The sequence below is a fragment of the Fortiea sp. LEGE XX443 genome (genome assembly GCF_015206815.1).
Classification (GTDB): domain Bacteria; phylum Cyanobacteriota; class Cyanobacteriia; order Cyanobacteriales; family Nostocaceae; genus Nostoc_B.
On sequence record NZ_JADEXZ010000086.1, the window covers coordinates 1 to 23,589 of the forward strand.

19 protein-coding genes and 1 pseudogene are annotated in these 23,589 nt (G+C 39.3%); 15 read left to right on the plus strand and 5 right to left on the minus strand.

The annotated features are described in order from the left end of the window. Window positions 1-45: 45 nt before the first annotated feature. Both IQ259_RS23290 and IQ259_RS23295 read right to left on the minus strand, forming a co-directional pair. The gene (locus IQ259_RS23290; protein ID WP_193888398.1) at window positions 46-1,395 is read right to left on the minus strand and encodes a pentapeptide repeat-containing protein; all 1,350 of its coding nucleotides are present in this window, start codon (window positions 1,393-1,395) and stop codon (window positions 46-48) included. Window positions 1,396-1,676: 281 nt separating this feature from the next. Next, window positions 1,677-2,840, minus strand: a complete 1,164-nt coding sequence (locus IQ259_RS23295) for a sensor histidine kinase KdpD (protein ID WP_193888399.1) — start codon at window positions 2,838-2,840, stop codon at window positions 1,677-1,679. Window positions 2,841-3,293: 453 nt separating this feature from the next. Between IQ259_RS23295 and IQ259_RS23300 the strand changes: the two genes are divergently transcribed. The 14 genes from IQ259_RS23300 (at window position 3,294) to IQ259_RS23360 (ending at window position 20,634) form a co-directional block, all read left to right on the plus strand. Beyond that, the gene (locus IQ259_RS23300; RefSeq protein WP_193888400.1) at window positions 3,294-3,821 is read left to right on the plus strand and encodes a Pvc16 family protein; all 528 of its coding nucleotides are present in this window, start codon (window positions 3,294-3,296) and stop codon (window positions 3,819-3,821) included. A 77-nt stretch (window positions 3,822-3,898) separates the two neighbouring features. Next, window positions 3,899-5,569, plus strand: a complete 1,671-nt coding sequence (locus IQ259_RS23305) for a phage tail sheath C-terminal domain-containing protein (RefSeq protein WP_193888401.1) — start codon at window positions 3,899-3,901, stop codon at window positions 5,567-5,569. 116 nt (window positions 5,570-5,685) lie between these two features. Then, complete coding sequence (locus IQ259_RS23310) at window positions 5,686-6,171, plus strand: phage tail protein (RefSeq protein WP_193888402.1); 486 nt, start codon at window positions 5,686-5,688, stop codon at window positions 6,169-6,171. A gap of 43 nt (window positions 6,172-6,214) precedes the next feature. Next, the gene (locus IQ259_RS23315) at window positions 6,215-6,679 is read left to right on the plus strand and encodes a phage tail protein (protein WP_193888403.1); all 465 of its coding nucleotides are present in this window, start codon (window positions 6,215-6,217) and stop codon (window positions 6,677-6,679) included. A 129-nt stretch (window positions 6,680-6,808) separates the two neighbouring features. Then, window positions 6,809-7,300, plus strand: coding sequence for a phage tail protein (locus IQ259_RS23320; protein ID WP_193888404.1), 492 nt, complete (start codon window positions 6,809-6,811; stop codon window positions 7,298-7,300). A 1-nt stretch (window position 7,301) separates the two neighbouring features. Then, a complete protein-coding gene (locus IQ259_RS23325) occupies window positions 7,302-7,607 on the plus strand; it encodes a hypothetical protein (RefSeq protein WP_193888405.1) in 306 nt (101 codons plus the stop codon). Window positions 7,608-7,664: 57 nt separating this feature from the next. Continuing rightward, window positions 7,665-8,039, plus strand: coding sequence for a phage tail assembly protein (locus tag IQ259_RS23330; protein WP_193888406.1), 375 nt, complete (start codon window positions 7,665-7,667; stop codon window positions 8,037-8,039). A gap of 17 nt (window positions 8,040-8,056) precedes the next feature. Beyond that, the gene (locus tag IQ259_RS27825) at window positions 8,057-8,182 is read left to right on the plus strand and encodes a DUF6760 family protein (RefSeq protein ID WP_339383977.1); all 126 of its coding nucleotides are present in this window, start codon (window positions 8,057-8,059) and stop codon (window positions 8,180-8,182) included. A 2,256-nt stretch (window positions 8,183-10,438) separates the two neighbouring features. Further along, entirely contained in the window at window positions 10,439-11,491 is a 1,053-nt protein-coding gene (locus tag IQ259_RS23335; RefSeq protein ID WP_193888407.1) for a response regulator, read from the plus strand. Window positions 11,492-11,552: 61 nt separating this feature from the next. Then, the gene (locus IQ259_RS23340) at window positions 11,553-11,930 is read left to right on the plus strand and encodes a response regulator (RefSeq protein WP_193888408.1); all 378 of its coding nucleotides are present in this window, start codon (window positions 11,553-11,555) and stop codon (window positions 11,928-11,930) included. Between the two features lie 4 nt (window positions 11,931-11,934). Beyond that, window positions 11,935-12,432, plus strand: a complete 498-nt coding sequence (locus tag IQ259_RS23345) for a chemotaxis protein CheW (RefSeq protein ID WP_193888409.1) — start codon at window positions 11,935-11,937, stop codon at window positions 12,430-12,432. Window positions 12,433-12,493: 61 nt separating this feature from the next. Further along, window positions 12,494-14,773, plus strand: coding sequence for a methyl-accepting chemotaxis protein (locus IQ259_RS23350; protein WP_193888410.1), 2,280 nt, complete (start codon window positions 12,494-12,496; stop codon window positions 14,771-14,773). Window positions 14,774-14,841: 68 nt separating this feature from the next. Continuing rightward, entirely contained in the window at window positions 14,842-17,763 is a 2,922-nt protein-coding gene (locus IQ259_RS23355; protein ID WP_193888411.1) for a response regulator, read from the plus strand. A gap of 114 nt (window positions 17,764-17,877) precedes the next feature. After that, window positions 17,878-20,634: a DUF4114 domain-containing protein gene (locus IQ259_RS23360; RefSeq protein WP_228014722.1), complete on the plus strand. Its 2,757-nt coding sequence runs from the start codon at window positions 17,878-17,880 to the stop codon at window positions 20,632-20,634. Here IQ259_RS23360 and IQ259_RS23365 read toward each other — a convergent pair. The 3 genes from IQ259_RS23365 to IQ259_RS23375 all read right to left on the minus strand — a co-directional run bounded on the left by IQ259_RS23365 (window position 20,625) and on the right by IQ259_RS23375 (window position 23,326). Next, the gene (locus tag IQ259_RS23365; RefSeq protein ID WP_193888412.1) at window positions 20,625-21,572 is read right to left on the minus strand and encodes an FTR1 family protein; all 948 of its coding nucleotides are present in this window, start codon (window positions 21,570-21,572) and stop codon (window positions 20,625-20,627) included. The genes IQ259_RS23360 and IQ259_RS23365 overlap by 10 nt on opposite strands. 200 nt (window positions 21,573-21,772) lie before the next feature. After that, complete coding sequence (locus tag IQ259_RS23370) at window positions 21,773-22,207, minus strand: bacterioferritin (protein ID WP_193888415.1); 435 nt, start codon at window positions 22,205-22,207, stop codon at window positions 21,773-21,775. Window positions 22,208-22,297: 90 nt separating this feature from the next. Further along, on the minus strand, window positions 22,298-23,326 hold the full coding sequence (locus IQ259_RS23375) for a helix-hairpin-helix domain-containing protein (protein WP_193888413.1): 1,029 nt from the start codon (window positions 23,324-23,326) through the stop codon (window positions 22,298-22,300). Between the two features lie 175 nt (window positions 23,327-23,501). On the opposite strand from IQ259_RS23375, the pseudogene IQ259_RS27830 reads away from it, so the two are divergent. Continuing rightward, window positions 23,502-23,589: pseudogene (locus IQ259_RS27830) on the plus strand (IS1 family transposase); the annotation flags it as partial.

Genomic DNA, 23,589 nt, shown 5'->3' on the forward strand with positions numbered 1-23,589 from the left:
GAGCAGGGGGGCGGGGGAGAATAACAAATGACGATTGACCGTTGACTATTGAGCAATCAATTTATTGGGAACACCTTCGCAACCGCCGGGAATGGTGGCTCTAGTTTTTTCACCGCCCCAAGCACAGCAGTAGTAACGGTTAGCCTCAGACATGCGTTGGGCATTGGTGAAATTAGCATTTTCAATTACAGCCCCAGTGTGTTCACCAGTTTCGTAGTTTGGTGGTTCTTTACGACTGCGGGGCGAAGCTGTTTCCCAAGAACCATAAAGTAGCTTCACTCCGTTGAGGTCAGCACCATTGAGATTGGCATCATATAAAATGGTGCGGGAGAGGTTGGCTTTTACTAGATCGCAACTGCTAAGATTAGCGCGGACAAGATTAGCTTCGCTGAGATCAGTCCAACGCAAATCTGTACCAGAAAGGTCGGCTGCGGCTAACATTACGCCTAAATCAATGACGCGTACACCTTCTAGACGGTCTTCTGCATAACCACCCATACCATTGAGAATAGCTCGACCTAAGCGCCGATCGCGTTTTAGGGGTGTCAGTAATTTAGAACGGGAGAGAAAGCGGAGAATTTTGGCTTTACCACTACCATCAACACTACTAAAAATTGCGGCGGTGCGGCCTTCGGCGATCGCTCTTTCTTGGGGCCAGTCTTCTAGTAATCCTTCTTCATCCAGCACTAAGTCGGAAATGCCTTGGAAATAGGAATCTATTGTTTGCTGCTGGGTAATGATGTTTTGTTGAACTGTCAGGAGATTTTGTTGAATTGTTAGGTCTTTGGAAATTACATACTGTCGCCACGCTACATAAACGGCGATGATGGCAATTAAAATTTGCCCCAACGCGCCAAACCATTCTGCTAATGTACCAAAAGCTTCCCAATTTATTCCTCGTCCCCAGGTTAACAGGCGATCGCCTATGCCAGAAAATTTGATAAAGCCCACAATTGCGGCTATTAGTCCCAAAAAACCGACAAACAAAGTTCTATCTTCCGGTGTGAACCATTCCTTGAGGACATATTGCAACCAAGGTAATAGCATCGCTAGGGACAATACCAAAGTCACCAAGGTTCCCACGATCCCCACGATCCAATTATTGAGGATCACCCCTAGCAAAGTAATAGCGATCGCTGCTAGGGTTAGCGCTAATGCTCTTGGTTTAACCGTGAATTGATAGGTAGGGCGTTGCTGCATACTGGAAATAGCTCGTTGCATCGCCGTTGTATGCTGCGGTGACTGCAAGGATGAAATCGCGGCTAGATTTTGTTGTGTTGTTAGTGCTTCTGGACTTAAGTGATTATCACTAGTACCACTATCAAAATCATCTGGTTCCTGTTCGGGTAAAGGTTCTGGGGTTGGTAGATTGGGAGAGTTAGGTTCAATTGTCATGCTTTCTATTTTGCCCCAGTAGACTCTGTTCAACAGCTGTTTTATGTTAACTGCTACTCACTGTTGGTTGCTATTATTTGACGCAGACTTAGAAACGTTACACACATGTTTTTGTGGGTGTTGCATAAATGCGGGATGATTTTCTGATATTTATCTCTCAAAACCTCTTCTTCTCTACGAGACGCTGCGCGTTGGCGGAAGCCTCTCGTAGAGAATGCGTACTTTGCGTACTTTGCGTACTTTGCGGTTCATTCTTTCATCCCTAAATTCAGCAACGCCGTTTATTTTTGCTGTTTATGCGGTAATGTAAAGGAAAATTGTGCGCCACCTTCAGGGAGGTTTTCTGCCCATAAGTTACCTTGATGTGCCAAAATAATCTTTTGGGCGATCGCTAATCCTAAGCCTGTACCACCTAAACGGCGAGAATAATAAGGCTTAAATATTTGCTTTAATTCTTCCGGCGCAATTCCAGAACCGCGATCGCATATTTCCATCAGCACTTCATTACTGTATGCTTGCCAATTGCAAGTTATTGTCCCACCACGGGGACTAAAATGAATTGCATTTGATAATAAGTTATCAAATACCTGTTTCATCTGCCAGTTATCTACTGTCACATACACAGATTGCTCTGGATAGTTAATTGTTAATTCTTTTTCTTTTAACAAGTGTTGTAAACTTTTAATACATTCCCTAATAATTGTTTGTAAATTGTGTCTTTTTAAGTTTAGATTTGCCTTTTGCCCACGGTAAAGCAAATCGCTTAATTTAATGCTGAGTTCATCTACTGTTTGACGAATTAATGCTGCTTGTTCTTGTAGGCTACCCTGTGGCAATGCCAAGCGGAGATTTTCGGCATAAAGATTAATTAATGCTAAAGGGTTACGCAGTTGATGTTCTGCTTGTCCAAGTACTTGAGATAAAGCAGCGATTTCTTGTTGTTGGTGCGATCGCTCTCTATACATAGCTAAATAATTACTCAGTATTTGAGCATTACCCAATAGTAACTGCTGCTGTTCAGTTGACAGCAATTTACTAGTACAAATTAATATATATTCTGCTGTTGTCGCATTCTGCTTGCTAATCCGACAAACATATGTATGATATGAATCCGATGCTTCTAATTCCGTAATTTTAAGAACTGGGAAATCATCTCGCCACCAATTTTCTGCTTGCAGACATGAAAAATTTGGGTTGAATTGTCCACAAACAAAGTTGCTTGTTGGCAAGCATTCTGGTAGATATTCTGCCACTAAGTGGCGATTTCCCCTCTCTAAGTCATGATAAACAGTCCAGATAGCCACAGTCGGCAATAAAACAGTTAGTTGTTGAATAATTAGCTGGCAAATTTGGTGAAAATCAGACTCTGGCAATTTACTTACTGAATTGTTCGCCAACAAAGTTAGAGGATTTTGAGAGATAAATTTTTGTGTAGTCACCCTCATCTTTTTTTACACTCCGAAACACTTTCACAAATAAGAAGCATTCTGGATGCTACCCAATATCAAATATTTTTTCTTGGGATAAATTATGCTTCTTACTGTATAAATACGGACGAATTCAGCTTACTCCACAGCTTTGGAATTTGGGTAATTTAAAACAATAATTTTACAATATCGACCAAAGTCTAATAACCGCCAGACTGCCAAATATCTAAGCTATGAATAGATAGCCCAATAGTGGCAAATCAGCTAATAAACAAGCCTTATTCAAAGGTTTATTTTGTGCTGTCAGCCCTCCGCCTTCCGTAAGTTAGGTAGCAAAGTAGTCACTTTCTGCTGCCTGCATCAGGAACTCTGGTAAGGACGCTTCAACCTCCATAGATTCATTCTGGCGGTTAAAAATATACCAACCAGACTGATTCAGGGAGCATTTCAGTCACTCTGCTGTTGTGTCTTATGATCCCAGCTGCTACCCAGACTTTAGCAAAACTTTTAGCTGGCGGGATTTCCCTGCTCAGTACAGAGCAAATTGATTTCAACCACCCTGGTGTGGGACAGAATATCAACCCCAGGCTGAATTTATATTGTTACAACATTCAAGAAAGTGTTGACAAACAACAATCCAGTTGTCAGCATCCAGCAGACAAAGGGAAATTAGTCTTATTAACACCTAGGTGGTTTGATGTCTCATTTTTGGTGAGTGCTTGGGACTTCACGAGTTTGGCTGAACAGCGTCTCTTGTCTGAGGCATTAATACTACTTTTGCATCACCATTCATTACGAGAGGAGGTTCTGGCTCCAGCACTGCGCGGTCATGGCGAATTAGCAATGACCGTTTCTGCTATTCATCCTCTGGATGCTGCGGCTTTATGGAATGCGTTAGGAGTCCCATTACGTCCAGCTTTGTATGTGACGTTAACAATTCCCCTGAACCTGGACAGTAACTGGTCGGTTGATTGTTCTAAAACAACTCAAAAAGTATGAAGTGTGAAGTATGAAGTCTGAAATTTTATACTTCATACTTCATCCTTCAGACTTCAAAAATAGGAAAACCAAGCATTATGCCAAGATTAGATTACTTTGCACCTGGTGTTTACGTTGAAGAAGTAGACCGAGGTAGTCGCCCAATCGAAGGGGTGAGTACAAATATCGCTGGATTTATCGGCTTTACCGAAGATGTCCGCGGTGATGCTGAATTATTTAAACCGATGCTAGTGACATCGTGGAACGAGTACCTAGAATACTTTGCTAAACAAGGTTCTGATGGGTACACAGATTTTGATGCTTATCTACCCTTTGCAGTAAACGGCTGGTTTCTCAACGGGGGTGGACGTTGTTGGGTAGCTAGTATCGGGACAAAACTTCCTGGTTCTCAGCTACCACCACCAGAAGAAACTGCTCTAAAACTTCGCACCACAGGAAACCGTCCTTCTTTGAGCTTTGCTTTGAAACCTGCTGAAGGTGAAGACGACGGCGGTGCAGAAGGCAGAATTAATGTTTCTGTCACCGAAAGCCAACCGCGTCCGCCAGAAAACCCAGAAGCAGAACCACCTGCAAATACTGGTGAGTTCTTTAAAGTCTTAATTAGCCGGAATGGGGAAATTCTGGAAGAATACGACCATCTATCGATGAACCCACAAGTGGAAGCAGGAGTGGGTACTTATGCGGTGACAGCTTTGCAAGAGTCGCAGTTTGTCACTGTCGCCGACTTAGAAACACCAGGACAACCGTTGTCTCGTCGTCCAGCCAATGGTACTTACGAAGTCAGTCCACCGCCAGTCGTTTCCACTCCTGACCGTTTCCCCAGAGATGTGCAAGGTGTCCGAGACGATCGCACCGGAATGCAAGGTATCTTTGAAATTGACGAAGTTACCATGATTACCTTTCCTGACTTGATGCGTGCTTATCAAGAGGGCATCTTAGATTTGGATCAGGTTCACGGCATCATGGAAGCGATGGTCAGTATGTGTGAAAATACTGCCCCTAACCGGATGGTAGTGCTAGATCCGCCACCGTGTAAAGGTGGTGGTGCGCCTGTACCGCCGACTCAGGTGAAGCCTCAACATATGGCTCAGTGGTTGAGTGCATTTAATAGGCGATCGCAATTTGCCGCTCTCTACTATCCTTGGATTAAAGTCCCCAACCCTCGTAACGGTGGTAGACCGATTTTGATTCCTCCCGCCGGTCACATGTTGGGCGTTTGGTGTCGCACTGATGAAACTCGTGGGGTATACAAAGCACCAGCCAACGACACACCCAGAGGCGTAATTGGTTTAGCTTACGAAACCAACCTGCGCGAACAAGAATTACTTAACCCGTTGGGTATCAACTGTATCCGTACCTTCCCCAACCGCGGTATCCGCATCTGGGGCGCTCGGACTTTAGTAGAACCAGATAACGTGCAATGGCGTTATATCAGCGTCCGCCGCTTGATGAGCTATATCGAGAAATCAGTAGAACTCGGTACTCAGTGGGTAGTATTTGAACCCAATGACCAAGATTTATGGGCGCGTGTCACTCGTACCGTCAGCAACTTCTTAGAAAGACTCTGGCGCGAAGGTGCTTTGTTTGGTGCTTCGGCGGCGGAAGCATTTTATGTTAAATGTGATGCTAGTATCAATACCCACGAAACCATGATGTTGGGTCGTTTATATATCGAAGTTGGTGTTTGTCCTGTACGTCCAGCGGAATTTGTCATCTTCCGCTTTAGTCAATGGTCGCCTAACCAATAAATAGTGACAGGTGGTTGTATTTAGGGTGTGTGATGCAATAGGCTAACGCACCCTATCAGATGCTAGAACAAACCATACAAAAACAAATCTTGTTGTTCATTTAAGGAGTTACAAATATGGCTGAATTAAAACCGATTGCTGCTAGTAATTTTTACTTTGAAATTGATAGTATGACTGACATGGCTTTTACCAAAATTGGTGGGGTCAAGTTTGAAGCTAAAGTCAAAGGTCAAGATAAACCTTTGATGTCCACAAAAGGTGGCGTTACTATTAGGCAAATTAACTCTGCTGGGTTTGAAGGGCTATTTACAATTGAAGTGTCAACGCTGATGAGTGGTGATAGTGATAGCACTAGCAAAAAAATGTATGATTGGTTCAAAAAATGTATGCCAAAAACTGAAAAAGGTGAAGGCAAATGGGCAGAAAGTAAAAAAACAGGCTCTATAGTTGCCTATGATACTGATGGAAATGAAGTGCTGCGTTGGGATTTAAAAGAAGCTTGGCCTTCTCAATACAAAATCGGAGATTTGGATGTGGCAGGCAACGACTATATTGAAGAAACATACACTCTAACTTGTGAAAATATCAATCGGACAAAATAGATTTTGTGAATTAATTATTAAGTAGTTTTTTGGAGGTTTATTTATGCCAGAGTTTATTTCTAATGCCAAGTTTTACTGGGAAGCAGATGGACTGACTGATGTTCTGATACAGAAAATCAGTGGTATGCAAATGAAAATGGTAGTTGCAGGTGGCGAAGCACCTATTGGTGTAACTAAAGATGGTAAAACTCAAACCAATGCTACTATCGGTGGCGTAGAATGCTCAGAAATTACCATTGAGTGTGTAGCAACAGCCGATTCTAAACAACTCCTTGATTGGTACAATAAATGCCATGCTGAAGCTCTTTCCGGAGGTAAATCAGATGGTCGCAAAAGTCGTAAACTAGGCAAACTTTCTATCTACGATGGCTCGGAAGAAAAAGTGCAGTACGAATTTACAGATGTTTTTCCTACCAGCTATGCAACAAGTGATTTCACAGCAGGTAGTAGTGAAATGCTAACAGAAACAGTCACTATTGGCTTTACTTATTTTGTAAGGAAGAAGTAAGTAGAAGTATGAAGTATGTAGACACCCTTTGGGTGGCTTACCGAAGGGTAGTATGAAGTGTGAAATTTTATCTTTCAGCTTTTAGTCTTCATACTTTTTTATCATCTTATTTTTTATGTTGTAATCATCATGGCAGATTTTCCCGAAATTCTGACTAATAGCCGTTTTTACCTGGAACTAAAGCTCACTGGTAGCCAGGAGCCAGTAGATGGCTATTTTATGGAATGTCAAGGTTTTAAGATTAGTCAACAGGTGATAGAAATTGCCGAAGTGACACCTCAAACCTGGGGTAAGAATGGTAACACTAGTGGTAGAGTCGTCCACACAAAAGTTCCAGGAAATATATCTTATTCCAATATAGTTTTGCGTCGTGGTTTAACTATTTCTATGACTATGTGGAATTGGTTAGCTGCTGTGCAAGAAAGTAAATGGGGCGATGAAAGACGTGATGGCTCTTTAGTGATTTACAATCAAGCTGCTGAAGAACAATTTAGATTAGAGTTTAAAAATGCTTGGCCTGCTAGTTATAAAATTAATGATGTTAATGCTGGTGGTAGTGAACACGAAATTGAAGAGATAGAAGTAGTAGTAGAAGAATTAAAACGAGTGAAAGTAGCATAGGATGTTGCAAACTGAATTTGAATTTACTTTACCAAAAGGATATTTAGATGTAGATGGTAATTTACACCGCAAAGGTGTGATGCGTTTATCAAGAGCGATGGACGAAATTGTGCCATTACGCGACCCTCGTGTGAAATCAAATCCAGCCTATGCGACGGTAATAATTTTATCACGCGTAATTACTCATTTAGGTGCATTAGATGAGGTAACACCTGCGGTTGTGGAAAATTTTTTTGCTTGTGATTTAAGTTATTTACAAAATTTTTATCGCCAAATTAATGAATTAGAAGAAGGGAGTGGGGAGTAGGGCAAGAACAGGTAAACTTTATCTACATCCATTTGTGATTAATTATCTATTAAATTTATGACTCATAAAATTTATACAGAATTTGACTTTATTCTCCCTAGAGGTTTATTAGATGTTGAGGGAAATTTACACCGCCAGGGTGTGATGCGTCTGGCGACAGCAAAGGATGAAATGATTGTCAAAAAAAACCGTGCTGCTCAGGAAAATACAGCTTATGCTGCGATCGTGATGCTATCACAAGTCATCATTCGTTTGGGTAATTTAACAGAGATAACTCCTGATTTATTAGAGAATCTTTTTTCACGAGATTTGGCATATTTGCGAGAGTTTTACAATCGAATTAATCAGCAAGGTGATGCTTATATTCCAGTGCAATGTCCGCAATGTAATACTAATTTTCAAGTGGAGTTAGCTTTAGCGGGGGAATCATAGGCTACCCCTCAGATGTACTGCACGAGGAGGTAGCCTGTATTGCGTTTCATTTCCATTGGAGTTTAGAAGATATTCTAAATTTAGAGCATTCTGAGCGCCGCCGTTGGGTTGGGGAAATCAGCAAGATGATGCAGCCTGAATAATCGAGAAATGTCTTATCATATTAACAAATCTTTGGGTACATACTATAGGAAGATGCCCTTCAGTTAAACTCAGTCTAAATTAATTCTGGTGTGTCAAATAACTGCTTTCTACAGAGGTTTAGCTGTGAGCTAAACCTTTTTTGTAATTTATAGTGTTGAGAAAAATTAACTGCTAAATTGCATTTGCCATTTCAGGATAAATGACCAATTTACAGTTTAAGGTGTAAAGTAATTAAAGCTCTTGTTTAAAGTTTATATTTATGATTATTATACTTTTACAAGGTTTTTTGAGAATCAATACAGTTCTAATTTAATGTATCCGGCTGTTTTATTCTGATATCATCTCGAATATTTTACTTAATACTTCACTTTGACCAATAAAATCGAGTAAGACAATTACACATCAGATACCCAGTAATTTGACTATAACCTTTTGATAGATGAACTAAAGTAATAGAATGTCTAAACTATTTATATATGGTAAACTCTTGGTATATACAGACCTAGCTATAAGCTAGGTTTTTTTTATTTAAATAAAATCGATTTTTTATCTTTCTGCGGATAGGTGAAATAAGTTATTTATAGAGTTAATATTCGATTTCATAATGCCTGAAAAACGTGTATTTGCCCTGGAAAAAAGCCAGGGTTTTATTTTTAGAATTAACTATTTTAATATGGCATCTTACTAGAGGTAGAGTAAAATAATTATGAAGTGCCTAAAAGGTGCTTTATTCTTAAAATTTTACTTATATTATTAGTCTTATTTTTATATCTGTTGAATGGTGACACATATCATAGTTTTTATTTTTTGTACACAACTGAAAGATAGATGAATGGTAGTCAATGTGGGGATAAATTAGTTAGATATGGTAAACACCTGGTATATATAGGCTTGGTTAATAGCCAAGCCTTTTTCATATTTGTTAGACAATATACCAGAAGTGTTGAATATCAAAAGCAGAGGGTGAAGAAGTAATATTTTCATCCTTTTTATGCTGGTGTAGCGTGTGCTTTTTGCTAACTTTATTAGTGGTGCTTACCTCTAAGAATAATAGTTTATTTGTTAAATAAATTGCTAACAATTTGTATAGTATTTAGCGACATTCTAAAGATAGATGAAGTCGCCTAATAGAAAGTAATACATTAATTTAGTACGTTGTTAAGCACAGCAATTATTAAGGTTTGGCTAATAGCCAAACCTTTTTTATAGCTAAAAAATTACAGGTATTTTGGCTATATAATTTTGTATATATATTTTTTATTAATAGATTATCCCAAGATTTGAAATACATTTGTGGATATGGCAATATCAGTTATCAAATTATTTGTATACACCCTTTAGGAAGATGAAATAAAGTAGAACTTAGGATACATTAAGCTTGGTGTAGTAAATGCTTGGTATACATAAAGGCTTGGTTAAACTAAGCCTTTTTTTGTACATTTTTAGAGTGTCAAATTATTGCGAAATCCTACTGTACCTGTTCGTCAACGAAATGCAAGTATATCTTAACGACTGGTGCAACGGCGTTTAAACAAATTTTATTGGGTGTGCTTGAGATTATAAACTCACGGCTCTGAAACTAGCGATCGCCTACATATTACATTATTACACCTAAGTAATACTAGCTGAATTTACGAAAAACTTTTGAAATACTTACATCTGGACTAATAATAGTACGCAATGGCAGAAGTTAACATATCTTCTGAGAATGTAGTCCAGCAAATAAACTGTTGAATTTTCATTAAGAAGATTAATATTCGTGCCTTCAGCGGGAATCATATAGACAATTGCACTAGCAGACGCTGAAGGTAATTGGACATGGGGAATTTATTTGATATTTCCAGTAATATTACTTAACAAAACATTACATTTTATCTGGTTTGGGCGAAGCCGATTTTTTTTAAGTGTAAGTACTGAGAAAAATCTAGTTAAATTTTGCTAGTTTAGCAGTATTCTTTCAGAGTCTACTACCTAAAAATTGCTTGAAGGTAAGTAGCTTGTTTTAAATTTTACCTTTTGTGCAATTAATTTTCTTAATTGTTTTTCATCTGCTACTAGTAATTAATTTAACTTTTAATTACTTATATGAGTAAAGATGTAAACATCAAAAAATCCTTAGCATAAAGTTACCTATGCCCCAAAACCCACTCTAAATCTTTGTAGTGTATTTTACTCAAAAAGAATATATTTTGATGAGAATCGTGAATAAACTACGTATAAACTGATCTGCAATGTATTGAATTTAGTTGAAATAAATGCAAAACATAACTCCTATGAGTAGTCATCGGTTAATCCAAAAACTACATCCACTATCTTTATTAGCACAGCTAACTAGTCGTCGCGCTACTGGTTGCTTGCGTGTATTTACTGGATCAACTTCATGCTCAATTCATTTAGAAGAAGGTAAACTGACTTACGCTTCTTCTTCCGATAAGATGTTTGAGCGACTTGATAATCACTTGCGGCGCTTGAGCCTCAATATTCCTACTCTCAACAGTGCTAATCGCGTGCAGATGCGACTAATGTTTGAACCAGCAAGTGAGAGTCTGTCAATACCACATGCAGACTACCAAGCTATTTGCTGGTTAGTAGAGCAGCGCTACATCAGTTCTATGCAAGCAGCAACTTTAATAGACGAATTAGCTAAAGAGGTGCTGGAGTCATTTTTAATTTTAAAAGAAGGAACCTACGAATTTTATCCTGACAGCTCATGGAATGAACTGCCAAAGTTCTGTCAGTTAGATTTGCGTTTACTAGTGGAATATTGTCAAAGACAGTTACGACATCGTCATCAACTCCAATCACAAGTTCAAGTTGCTAAAGGTTCTCAAGTTTTACCTGGAATAAAACCACTACCAAATGGACAACCATTAAGCAAAAATAACAATTTTGAATCTGTTGAAAATATAAATAATCAAACTGTTCAGCAATTAGGAAAAAAAAGTTTATATACAATTGCCTGCATTGATGATAGCCAAACAGTGTTGAATTCCATCAAACTTTTTTTAGATGAAAATACCTTTTCAGTAGTAACAATTAATGATCCAGTCAAAGCATTAATGCAAATTCTCCGCAGTAAACCGAATCTCATTTTACTAGATGTGGAAATGCCAAATCTAGATGGATATGAACTTTGTTCGTTATTGCGTAGGCATTCAGCTTTTAAAAGTACTCCTATCATTATGGTGACAGGAAGAACAGGATTTATTGACAGGGCAAAAGCAAAAATGGTTAGGTCTTCTGGCTATTTGACTAAGCCTTTTACTCAATCGGAATTACTGAAAATTGTGTTTAAACATATTGACTAAACAAGTAAGCTTACATTAGATTGATCAGCTTGAGTAAATCTATTTTTTAGGAGATTGAGGAGTGAGTTTGACTTTAGTTGGCACAATTTTAATTGTCGAAGATTCGCCCAGCGAATTAGAACTGATGAGCCATTATCTTAAAGAGAGTGGTTACAACGTTATTAAAGCAACTGGCGCTAAAGAAGCTTTAGAACAAGCTATATTGCAAAATCCAGATGCAATTGTGACTGATGTAGTTATGCCTGGTATGAGCGGTTTTGAATTATGTCGTTCTCTGAAAAAAAATCCAACAACACAAAAATTACCGATAGTTATTTGTAGTTCTAAAAATCTAGAAATTGACCGATTATGGGCAATGAAGCAAGGGGCTGATGTTTATCTTACTAAACCATATACACGAGAACAATTACTACGCGCTATTAAATCAGTGGTGATTTAAATAAATGAATAATACCAAAACTATACTCGCTGAAAAACCTACCAACAATAGCCCAGGAGATGGCTTCCTCAAGTTTCGACTAAATCAGCAAACTGCTGCTATCTTAGCTATGACTCACACACAAGAAGCTGTAATTTTGCCGATTGAATCTGTGACACCTATGCCGAATATGCCTGCATGTATCTTAGGATTAATGAATTGGCGGAGTCGGATAATTTGGGCAATTGATTTACCAAGAATGCTCAATTTAGAAGCTATAGATACGAGGATGCAGCAGTATAATGTCATCGTCATCAAGGTAGAATCACTGCTTATTGGCTTAGTTGTACAAGAAATCAAAGGTATAACTAAGATTATGCTTGATGATATTCATTCACCTATCGGACAAGTAGCATCTAGCTTAGTTCCCTATTTACGTGGATGTGTTGTTCAACAAGAAGAAATATTGCTGGTATTAGATGCACAGGCTATTGTGCAATCTTCTATTCTCCGCAGTGATTAGGTTGTCTGCATAAAGACAGCTTTTGAAATTTTTGATTTACCTGTGCAGGAGAATTTAGAGTATGTTTCATAAAACTGACATGGCTAAGAGTGGTGATAGTAAAAATCGTGCTTCTTTGATAGCATCTACGAAAGTTTCTGGGAGCAAAATCCAGCTTTCAAATAGACTTGATGCTGCAACTAATAATGATTCGACACAAAATTTTGTAGGTGGATATTTAAAGCGGCTGAGTTTAGAAACGAAAGCTACAATTTTAGCGATCGCTATTAGTACCATACCAGCTTTGGTCATCGGTGCGATCGCTTATAATTTTGCCAACAAATCCCTGACTAAGCAAATCACCCAATCTCAAACAGCAGAAGCTATTGGTTTAACAGATAAAGTTAACCGCTTTATGTTAGAAAGATATGAAGATATTCAAGGACTTTCTAACTTGCCTTTATTAGCTAATGGCAACTTCATTAGAAATCCCAATACTCCAGAAAAGCAAGCATTACTAGATAAAATCCTAACAGCTTATAAAGGTTATGATAGTATTGCTGTATTTGACACTGAAGGCAATTTGATTGTTCAATCTACAGGACAACCACTGGATAATCAAAAAGATAGTAACTATTTTCAAGAAATTCTGCAAAAAGATGTTGCAGTTATTAGTAAGTCAGAAAATTTATCCAACATTTATCTAGCTGCACCTATTAAAGATACAGTTACAGGCAGAACCCTAGCTGTAGTGAGAACAAGTCTACCGACCAAATCTCTACAAGAGGTAATTAGAAACTACGCTGTTAATGGGTATCAATACGCTTTGCTAGATAACTCTGGAAAAGTTTTCTTGAGTTCACAAAAAGAATTATTAGGAAAAGAAGCAAAAGCCGAGTATCCCGGTTTAGCAAAAATCCTAGGAACAAATAATATTAATACTCTGATAACAGTCCCCAAAAGTTATCAAAAACAACAATTAATTAGTTACATACCAGCAAGCAAACTAGAAGGTTTACCTGATTTAAACTGGCAAGTATTACTAGCTACAGATACAGCAACTTTGTATGGAACTCAACGGCAATTGTTGTGGATTGTTGCCATTGGTACAGCACTAACAGGGTTAATTGTAGCAGCGATCGCAGCTTGGTTAGCTAAACTTACCACACAGCCAATCCTGAATGCGACAGTAGCAGTCGCTAAATTAGGGCAAGGTGAACTCAACACCCGTCTCGCATCAGAAAGAAAAGACGAGTTAGGTGTATTGAGTGCCAATATTGACAATATGGCCGCGCAATTGCAGGTATTAGTCAACGAACAAGCAGAAATCGCCCGCACTAATACTATTCCTACAGAACGCCCAACCCAAGAAGCCCTACAACTGCAACTTCTAGAACTACTCAATGATATCGAAGGTGCAGCTAGAGGTGATTTAACAGTACGTGCTGACGTGACAGACGGAGAAATTGGGACTGTTGCCGACTTTTTTAACTCCATAGTCGAAAATTTGCGGGATATTGTCACCCAAGTCAAACAAGCAGCCACTCAAGTAAATACTGCCATTAGTTCTAACGAAACAGCTATCCGGCAACTTGCAAACGACGCACTCGTACAAGCTGCCGAAATTACCCGCGCCCTTGATGCTGTTGATAACATGACTCATTCGATGCAAGCTGTAGCCACCAGTGCAGAACAAGCGGCAACAGTTGCTAATAACGCGGCGCAAAACGCTTCCAAAAGTGAAGAAGCGATGTATTTAACAGTGCAGAACATCCTTTCCTTGCGAGAAACAGTCGGTGAAACAGCCCAAAAAGTCAAACGACTGGGGGAATCTTCCCAACACATTTCTCGTGTGGTGTCCTTGATTAACCACATCGCCATGCAAACCAACTTACTCGCCATCAACGCAGGTATAGAAGCCGCCCGTGCAGGTGAAGAAGGCCAAGGTTTTGCCGTGGTTGCCGAAGAAGTAGGTGAATTAGCAGTCCGCAGTGCCGCAGCCACTCAAGAAATTGAACAAATTGTGGAGAATATTCAACGAGAAACTAGCGCAGTCGTACAGGCGATGGAAATTGGTACTACCCAAGTTGGTGAAGGTGCGCGAGTGGTGGAAGAAGCGAAGCAAAATCTGGCTCAAATTTTTGATGTATCCCGCCAGATTGATTCTTTAGTCCAGTCTATTTCTTCTGCAACCGCATCGCAGGTACAAACATCGCAAACTGTCAACTTGTTAATGAAAGATATCGCGGCTATTTCCCAACGTACTAGCAATTCTTCCAGCTTAGTTTGTCAATCTCTCAAACAAACTGTAGAAATTTCTCAACAGTTACAAGAAACTGTTGAGACTTTTAAAGTGAGTTAAATAACTGTCCAGAGTCAAAAGTTCATAGTTCAAAACTCTTGACTCTTAATTCTTAATTATTAAAAACAATGTCACAAGATAAAGAATTAGAAATTCAGATGCAGTTTCTGGAAGAAGCAACAGATTACCTCAATACTTTGGAAGGAGTATTGCTGGAAATTGACACCAGTCACCGCATAGATTTAGAAAAAATTAATGGCGCACTCCGCGCCGCTCACTCAATTAAAGGTGGCGCGGCGATGATGGGATTTCGGGTGTTAAGCGATTTAGCACACCGCTTAGAGGATGCTTTTAAAGTTTTAAAAACTCGAAAAAGTTCACTAGAAATTGACCAACAGTTGCAAAGTTTACTGCTTTCGGCAATTGACTGGATGCGTCAGATTGTGGAATTACTATCAACAGGTAGTGTGATAGAAGAGCAGTGGTTAACAAGTTTTTGTTACCCAGTTTTTGAAGAACTCCATCAACGTTTAGGTGATCCCACTCCTGAAGATGCAACAACTATGTTGTCACCAGAAGATGGACAAAATATTATTCCTTTATTATTTGAAACAGAAGTTGAAGGATGTTTACAGCGCTTAGAATCTGTATTGGCAGATAGTCAACAGCCTTGTTTGCAAGAAGAAGTTGCAATTATGGCAGCTGAATTAGGCGGTTTGGGAGAAATGCTGCAATTGCCAGCCTTTACCCAGCTTTGTGAGTCTATCAAACATTCTATAGAATTTGCTGCACCCGATCGCATCTCTGAAATTGCCCAGATAGCATTGCAAACATGGCGGCGATCGCAAGCCTTAGTCTTGACAAATCAACTCGATAGCTTACCTAGAGCAATTGAACTGAGTGAAGTATCAAATCTTCTGGCAGAATATCATCAATTTGAGCCACTGTCAACCGCAGAAGCAATTGCTCAATTCCTCGCTACAGATAATGGTTTCAACGAAGAAGAAATACCTGTAAACACACAAGAAGAAGAAAGCATCATCACTAACTTCATCTCCTTAGATGCAGATATTAATACTGTTAATATCCCAGAAATTAACACAATCATTGCTGAACAAAAAAGCGAAACAATTAGTAATACTAAAGACCGTGAACCTTCAGAAAATACAGTCCGAGTTCCGATCAAGCAATTAGAAAAAATTAATGATTTATTTAGTGAATTAATTATCCAAAGAAATGGTCTACATTCACAATTAGAAAAATTACGCAAACTCGCGCGTAACCTCAATCAACGAGTGCAAACTCTTGACCGAGAACATCAAGAATTACGCCTGACATACAACAGAGCAATATCATCTAATGTAAATAAGAGCATATTGCAAGAATCTACTCAGCATTCTCAAGACGAAATTAATTTGCGATCGCAAGATATAATTGAAACACTTGTGCAAGTGCAAGAAGTCTCTACAGATATTCAATTAAGTGTTGATGATGCCGATCAAATTGCTCGCAAACTGAACAAAACATCTAAACAATTACAGACCAAACTCAATCAAGTACGGATGCGTCCAATTTCAGAATTAGTTGAGCGTTTTCCCAGGGCAATCCGCGACTTAAATGTGGAATATGGCAAAAATGTCCAGTTAAAAATTGAAGGTGGTAACACTTTAATTGAACGCAGCATTTTAGAAGCATTAAATGATCCTTTAATGCACTTATTAAGAAATGCTTTTGATCATGGTATTGAAGAATCAGACACTCGCCATAAATTAGGTAAACCAGAACAAGGATTAATTGAAATCCAAGCCACTCACCGTAGCAATCGTACCATAATTACCATGCGGGATGATGGACGAGGTATTTCTTTAGAAAAAATTCGCTCTCGCGCCTTAGCAATGGGTTTGGATAGTTGTCTGTTAGAAAACGCTAGTGATGATGAACTACTATCATTAATTTTTGAACCAGGGTTTAGCACCTCCGAACAAGTCACTGCCTTATCTGGCCGTGGTGTTGGTATGGATGTGGTACGCAACAACCTAAAATTAGTGCGCGGTGATATTACAGTTGATACTGAACCGGGAGTTGGCACTACCTTCACCTTATCAGTACCGTTTACCCTTTCTGTCGCTAGAGTGCTGCTAGTAGAAACAAATAAAATACTGCTGGCGTTTCCTACAGATGTTGTTTCCGAAATATTTTTACTCCAAAGCGATCGCATTATATCAATGGGAGGTAACGAAGTTCTCAATTGGCAAGGCACAATGCTACCTCTAATTCGCCTTGGTCAACATTTTGAGTTTAATAGCCCACGCTACGATAGTCCAGAACTAGAAACTCCCGCGGCAATTAATGCCAACAGCGTATTAATAGTTAAAGGCAATAATCAAACAGTCGCCATTCAAGTAGACCGTTGTTGGGGTGAACAAGAAGTTGCCATCCGTCAAGTTGAAGGTAATATACCTCTACCTGAAGGTTTTAGTAACTGCACAATTCTCGGTGATGGTCGAGTAGTCGCACTAGTTAGCGCTAACGAACTACTATACTGGATTGCCAGCAACCAACCTACTTCTAAAAACAATCAATTACCCTCAGTCAGACTCAAAACACCGTTCCTTTTCGTTGACAGCGAAAAACTGGCGGCGCTACCTCCCAAGCCAAAAGGCAAAATTTTAATTATCGATGACTCGATTAATGTCCGTCGCTTTTTAGCATTAACTCTAGAAAAAGGTGGCTATCAAGTAGAACAAGCTAAAGACGGTCAAGATGCTTTAGAAAAATTAGAAACAGGCTTGAAAATCGCAGCCGTAATTTGCGATATTGAAATGCCTCGTCTTGATGGTTATGGATTTTTAGGAAAAGTCAAAACCAACGTTGACTGGAAAAATATTCCTGTGGCCATGCTGACTTCTCGCAGCAGCGATAAACACCGCCAACTCGCCATGCAGCTAGGTGCTAAAGCCTATTTTTCTAAACCTTACAACGAGCAAGAATTACTCCGCACTTTAGAAGAACTCATCGGTAGTGTAGCAGAAACAGCCGCATCTAATTGAATACGAACTCAATAAAAGCTTTTATTATTTCCCAGTCTCCGGCTGGGAATACTTATTTATATCAATTGTGGATTTTAGATACATCTAACTACGACATATTTAGAGATTATTAATATGGGTGCTGAGTATCATCAACTTGCTACAGGTTCCTTTACACAAAATTGGTCAAATACGGGGCTAATTACAACTAATGATAATTGGGATGGTGTTCCTAGTATTATCGGTTATCGCGGAGATGATCTAACAACTTCAACTGGTACAAATCCCCAAACAATTCTTGCTGATGGCTTATCTACCCCTGTAGATGTCAACGCCAATCAGGCTAATCCCAATAGTTTTACTACGGGTGGTGTTGCTGAGTTTCACATAGCTAACTCAGTAGTAGCGCTTCAAGCTTCAGGTACAGCTGATGCTCCCTTTTTACTGATTCACCTGAATACGGTGAACATAACAAATATTAACGTTTCATACAATCTGCGTGACATTGATGGTTCAGCAGATAATGCAGTACAACCAGTTGCGTTACAGTATCGTGTTGGTACATCAGGTAACTTTACTAATGTCCCTGCTGCTTTTGTCGCTGATGCTAGTTCAGGGCCAAGTCTAGCAACTCTTGTTACTCCTATAAATGTGACGTTACCAGCAGCAGCAGAAAATCAATCTCAGGTGCAGTTAAGGATCATCACTACAAATGCAGTTGGTAGTGATGAGTGGATAGGCATTGATGATATCAATATATCAGGTACAGCCATCCCTGCTGGGGTAACAATTACTGAATCTGGTGGTAACACTGCTGTTACCGAAGGCGGTGCGACTGACAGTTATTCTGTAGTTCTCAATAGTCAACCCACAGCGAACGTCACGGTTAACATCAACAGTGGTACACAACTCACAACTAACCCCAACCAACTAGTATTTACTCCCCAAAATTGGAATATAGCTCAAACTATCACAGCCACAGCAGTAGATGATGCAGTTGTCGAAGGTAATCACATTGGCACAATTCAACATACTGTAATTAGCACTGATAGTAACTACGATGATATTACTATTAATGCCGTAACTGTCAGCATTACCGATAACGATACAGCCGCAGTGACAATTACTGAATCTGGTGGTAACACTGCTGTTACCGAAGGCGGTGCGACTGACAGTTATTCTGTAGTTCTCAATAGTCAACCCACAGCGAATGTCACGGTTAACATCAACAGTGGTACACAACTCACAACTAACCCCAACCAACTAGTATTTACTCCCCAAAATTGGAATATAGCTCAAACTATCACAGCCACAGCAGTAGATGATACAGTTGTCGAGGGTAATCACACTGGCACAATTCAGCATACTGTAATTAGCAGTGATAGCAACTACAACGGTATTAATATTGGTTCTGTAAATGTCAGCATTACTGATAATGACATCGCAGCACAACCAGACTTGAGCGTTAGCATAACTGGCTCACCTAATCCGGTAAATGTGGGTGACACTCTCACCTACATCCTGACTGTAAACAACACGGGTAATGCAGACGCTAATGATGTTGTTGTTACTTATAACTTGCCCAGTGGAGTGACTTACAATAATGCAAACGTCATTAATGGCGGATTTAATTTTAGTTTTTCGGGTAATACTGTCACCTTCTCTAATGGCGGCATTACCGCTAATGGTAGCGCCACATTAGAAGTAAATGTTATCCCCAATATTACAGGTTCTCTTACTAGTGGTACAGCTACAGTAGACCCCAATAACGCTATTACTGAGAGTGATGAAAGCAATAATGTTACCAATAGCATTACTACCACTGTTAATAATGTTTCTCCTACTATTAATGATATTTCGCCACAGTTAATCAATACCAATAACGATATATTTCAAATTAATGGGGGTAAAGCCAACCTGAAAGTCACTCTGACAGGAAGCAGTTCTCAGCTAGTCAATGAACTGGGAGTGTTTACTGTTGATGATGATGCTGGCACAATTAACGGTATTGCGCCAGGTGCAGCAGGTTATACAGAAACTGCTTTAGAACGCGCTCAGATCATCTTTTCTGCGATCGCCAATGTCCCCAATGGTTTTAATATAGATAATCTTACGCGTCTCCTGGCATTTAATTCTAGCGATCGCCTGAGATTTTACTTGATCAATAATAGCTCAACGGATGCTGTCATAACTAATCTGACTCCCACTACACAGGTATTATTTTCCACTTCCTCCAATCAACAAATTACAAACTTGGGTGCTAATAGTTTTTCTCTGAATTGGCGTAATAACTCTGGTAGTAGTACAGACTTTAACGACTTGGTAGTGAAGATTCAACTTACAGATGCACCTTTACCTCTGGGTATAAATCTGCAAACAACTCCTCAGGGAGAATTGATTGACTTACGGGATATTAGCACTCAGGTAAAAGCTGATTTTGTCGTCCACAGAGAAGCTGCTTATAATAATTTTGTTGGTTTCTATCAAATAACTGACGCAAATGGTGGTATTGATATCAACGGTGATGGTCAGGCAGATATCTTAACAGGACAAGCTGGTTATATCCAAGCCGCAATTCGTCAACGTGTTGCCGGAATTGACTTGACAGTTAACAATCAAGGTACAGCAACTTATACAGGTAATTTTCAGCCTGGCGCTATCTTTGCACCATTTATGATTGTGAATGGTAGACCAGAAGCACTTTTGGATGATAACCCAAATAACGACCCAGCAGTATACTTCCCCTTCATCGGTGCTAACTCAGACAACACAGATCATATTCGGTTGTTGGGAAACAACACCTTTGGCTTTGAGGATTTAGCCAACGGTGGCGATCGCGACTATAACGATATAATTGTCAAAATCAACTTCAGCAACACCGTTTATTTTTGAGCTAGAGAAATATTTTTAGTAGATTTAGGAACCTCGCCATTCAAACTGCGGAAATATAAACCTCCAACAATTAGCAAAAATACAACATATCCTACTGCTTGCAAAAGATAGAGATTTTCTCTATAGCCAAATAAAGATTTGAGAATAATCCCAGGAAATTGGCCATCAGGCAAAATACTAGAAGTGTTCCAAACCATCGGGCCTAAGATACAAGAATGGACTTTGGTAAAGTGTTCGTGGTAAAAACAAAGACTCTCAGAAGCTCGACTACTGAGAGCTAAGTTAGCTACAGCATTGTCAAAATGTTTCAATGCAGAAACTAATAACCCAGCAACAATCAATACCAAGAAAACACCCATGACTTGGAAAAACTGCCGGATATTGATTTTGACACCCACTTTAAATAAAAGCACACCAACTGCAACTGCTACCAGTAAACCGCCAAGAGCGCCAATAGTCGGAATCAAACCTTGCTGAAAATTAGCAGCGATGAACAGCACAGTTTCAAAACCTTCGCGGACTACAGCCACTAAAATTAAGCTAAAAACTCCCCAACCAGCATTAGCGTTTTGTGTCAATGCTTCTGTGACAGCGCCTTCAACTTGTGCTTTCATAAATCTGGCTTGTTTCGTCATCCAGATTAGCATCCAACTGAGCATAGCGATCGCCAGCACACTAAACACACCTTCTAGCGCTGGTTCAACTACAGATGTGTATTGCGGATTTATTTTTCCTAGTGTTTGAATTACTACACTAAACAGCACACCTATCAATGCACTGACAACAATACCAAAGCCAACGCCAGCATATACCCAAGAATTAAGTCGAGATTGTTTGGCTTTTTTGAGTAAAGCCAACACTATACCCACAACTAAGGCGGCTTCTACTCCTTCACGGAGCGTAATTACAAAAGTAGGTAAAGCAGTACTAAAATTCATTGTTATTAGCCCAAAGTCAATAAGTCAGTAGTATTGTCGGGTGTGTTGGGCCATAGGCTAACGCACCTTGAATTGTTGATGGTGCGTTGTCGCGCAGCGCAACTACAGTTAATTTAACTTCACATAATTATAAATATTCATGCTTATCTACTTAGTTTAAAGTTAATGGTCAAAAAATATTGACCATTAACTATTAACTATTAGCTAAAATCGCGTAGCATTTTTTTCAATTCGAGATTATGTAGCTCTTCTTGTCCAATCATGCCACGAGCAAATTCTTCCAAATAGACACTAGCATTAGTCACAGTATCTAAGAGAGTTTTGTACAATTCCAGCGCTTTCTTTTCATGAGATAAACTTTCTGCCAAGATGTCCTTGACGGAATGCTTATAAGTTTCTTCCATCGGTGTAATTCTGAGGGTGGGATGACCATCTAACCCGGTGAGAATTTCCCCGACTTGTTGGGCGTGAAGTAAAGATTCACTTGCTTGGGCTTTAAAAAAACCCACAATGGGAATACGATTTGGGCCAGTTACCATCAAGGAATAATGTGTATAGCGGACTACTCCTGCTAACTCAAATTCCATGATTGTGTTCAGGATGTCTATGGTTTTTTTCTGGTCAAGTTCTTGCATCATTTGTTAAGTTCAGCAATATACAATGCTCATAGCTCACTTATTTTAAACTTCCGACTCTCTATTTTTCTGTTAGTTTAGAGTCTATCGTTATGTCTGTGTACTTGATTTATCAATAACTTTTTGAGAGTTCTGCTCAATGGTTTTAATTAACTGGCTCACCTCATTAGGTGTTTTAACTGGTTTAGCTGGGGGAATGGCGCTAGGCCAAACTTTTGTTAATTCTGTCAAACTAGCTTCGATGGCTTTGTGTGCGTCGGGATTTTTTTGAGCAACTTGGCTAGAAATGCTTTTGTATAAGTCGTTGGCATAAACGACGAAGCCACGGGAGTCTTGATATTCAATGGCTGCGGATATTTTACCATCAGCGATCGCCGCGCCATACTCAGAATTAGCTGCATCCAATAACTCATTAATTACTTGGAGGACAAATCCCGGTTTTCTGAGTTCAGCTTCTGGTAAAGCGGCGATCGCTCCGTCCACAGATTGCACAGAAGCGGTAAAATCTGTTTTAACTTTGGCATTCTTCGGATTCGATTTGATTAAATCTTGCAAACTTACTAAAGTTGTCTTGAATTCTTTAACTTTGCGCTCATTCAGCTGTTCTTCTACATCAACATAGATTTCTTCAACTGGGTGTCCAATATGCGGTTCTGCTTGTTTTGGCAGATTTTTATCTAACAGTTCTTGTGCTACTAAAAGATGTCCTTTCATTAAACCTAATTTGGTCATGTAGTCAACATCTTTGGCTTCACCTGTGAGTATGACTTCTTGAACAGTTACTGAGTCTTTAATTTGGTCGAACTGCTCTTGAGTAATTACTTTTTTGCTAACTAAATCTTCTGGACTAGCATAGGGACGATTTGCCTGAATTTTATTTGATAAGGCTGGGACACCTAATTTAGCTTCAAACTTATCTAATTCTGACAAAATAGCGTTATTTATATTAATTTTTGCTTTGCTACCATGACTACTGTGAGTTGTGGCTTCTGTGACTTGGGCTGTTGAGGTGGAGTTAGTAACGGTTGGCTGTTCTGCGGTTGGTGTGTTGTTACAGGCGCTCAGGCTAACGATAGCAGCAGTCGCAATAGTTAAACAAACGTATTTAAATTGTTTCATCTGGCGATAGGGGACAGGTTACAGGAGACAGTTATATGTTGTAGGGTTTGATATGCTCATTTTGTAGGTAATGCGATATTTTTGCAACTAACTACTAAATTTTTGATGATATAAGACTCAAAGCCATTAAAAATAGGGCATTGCATAATAGAGAGATGAATTGAGGTCATCTACTGTGCAATGTCCATACTGCGGCTCTACGGAAATCAGAAAGAATGGGAAACGTAAAAGTAAACAAAATCACATTTGTACTCATTGCAACC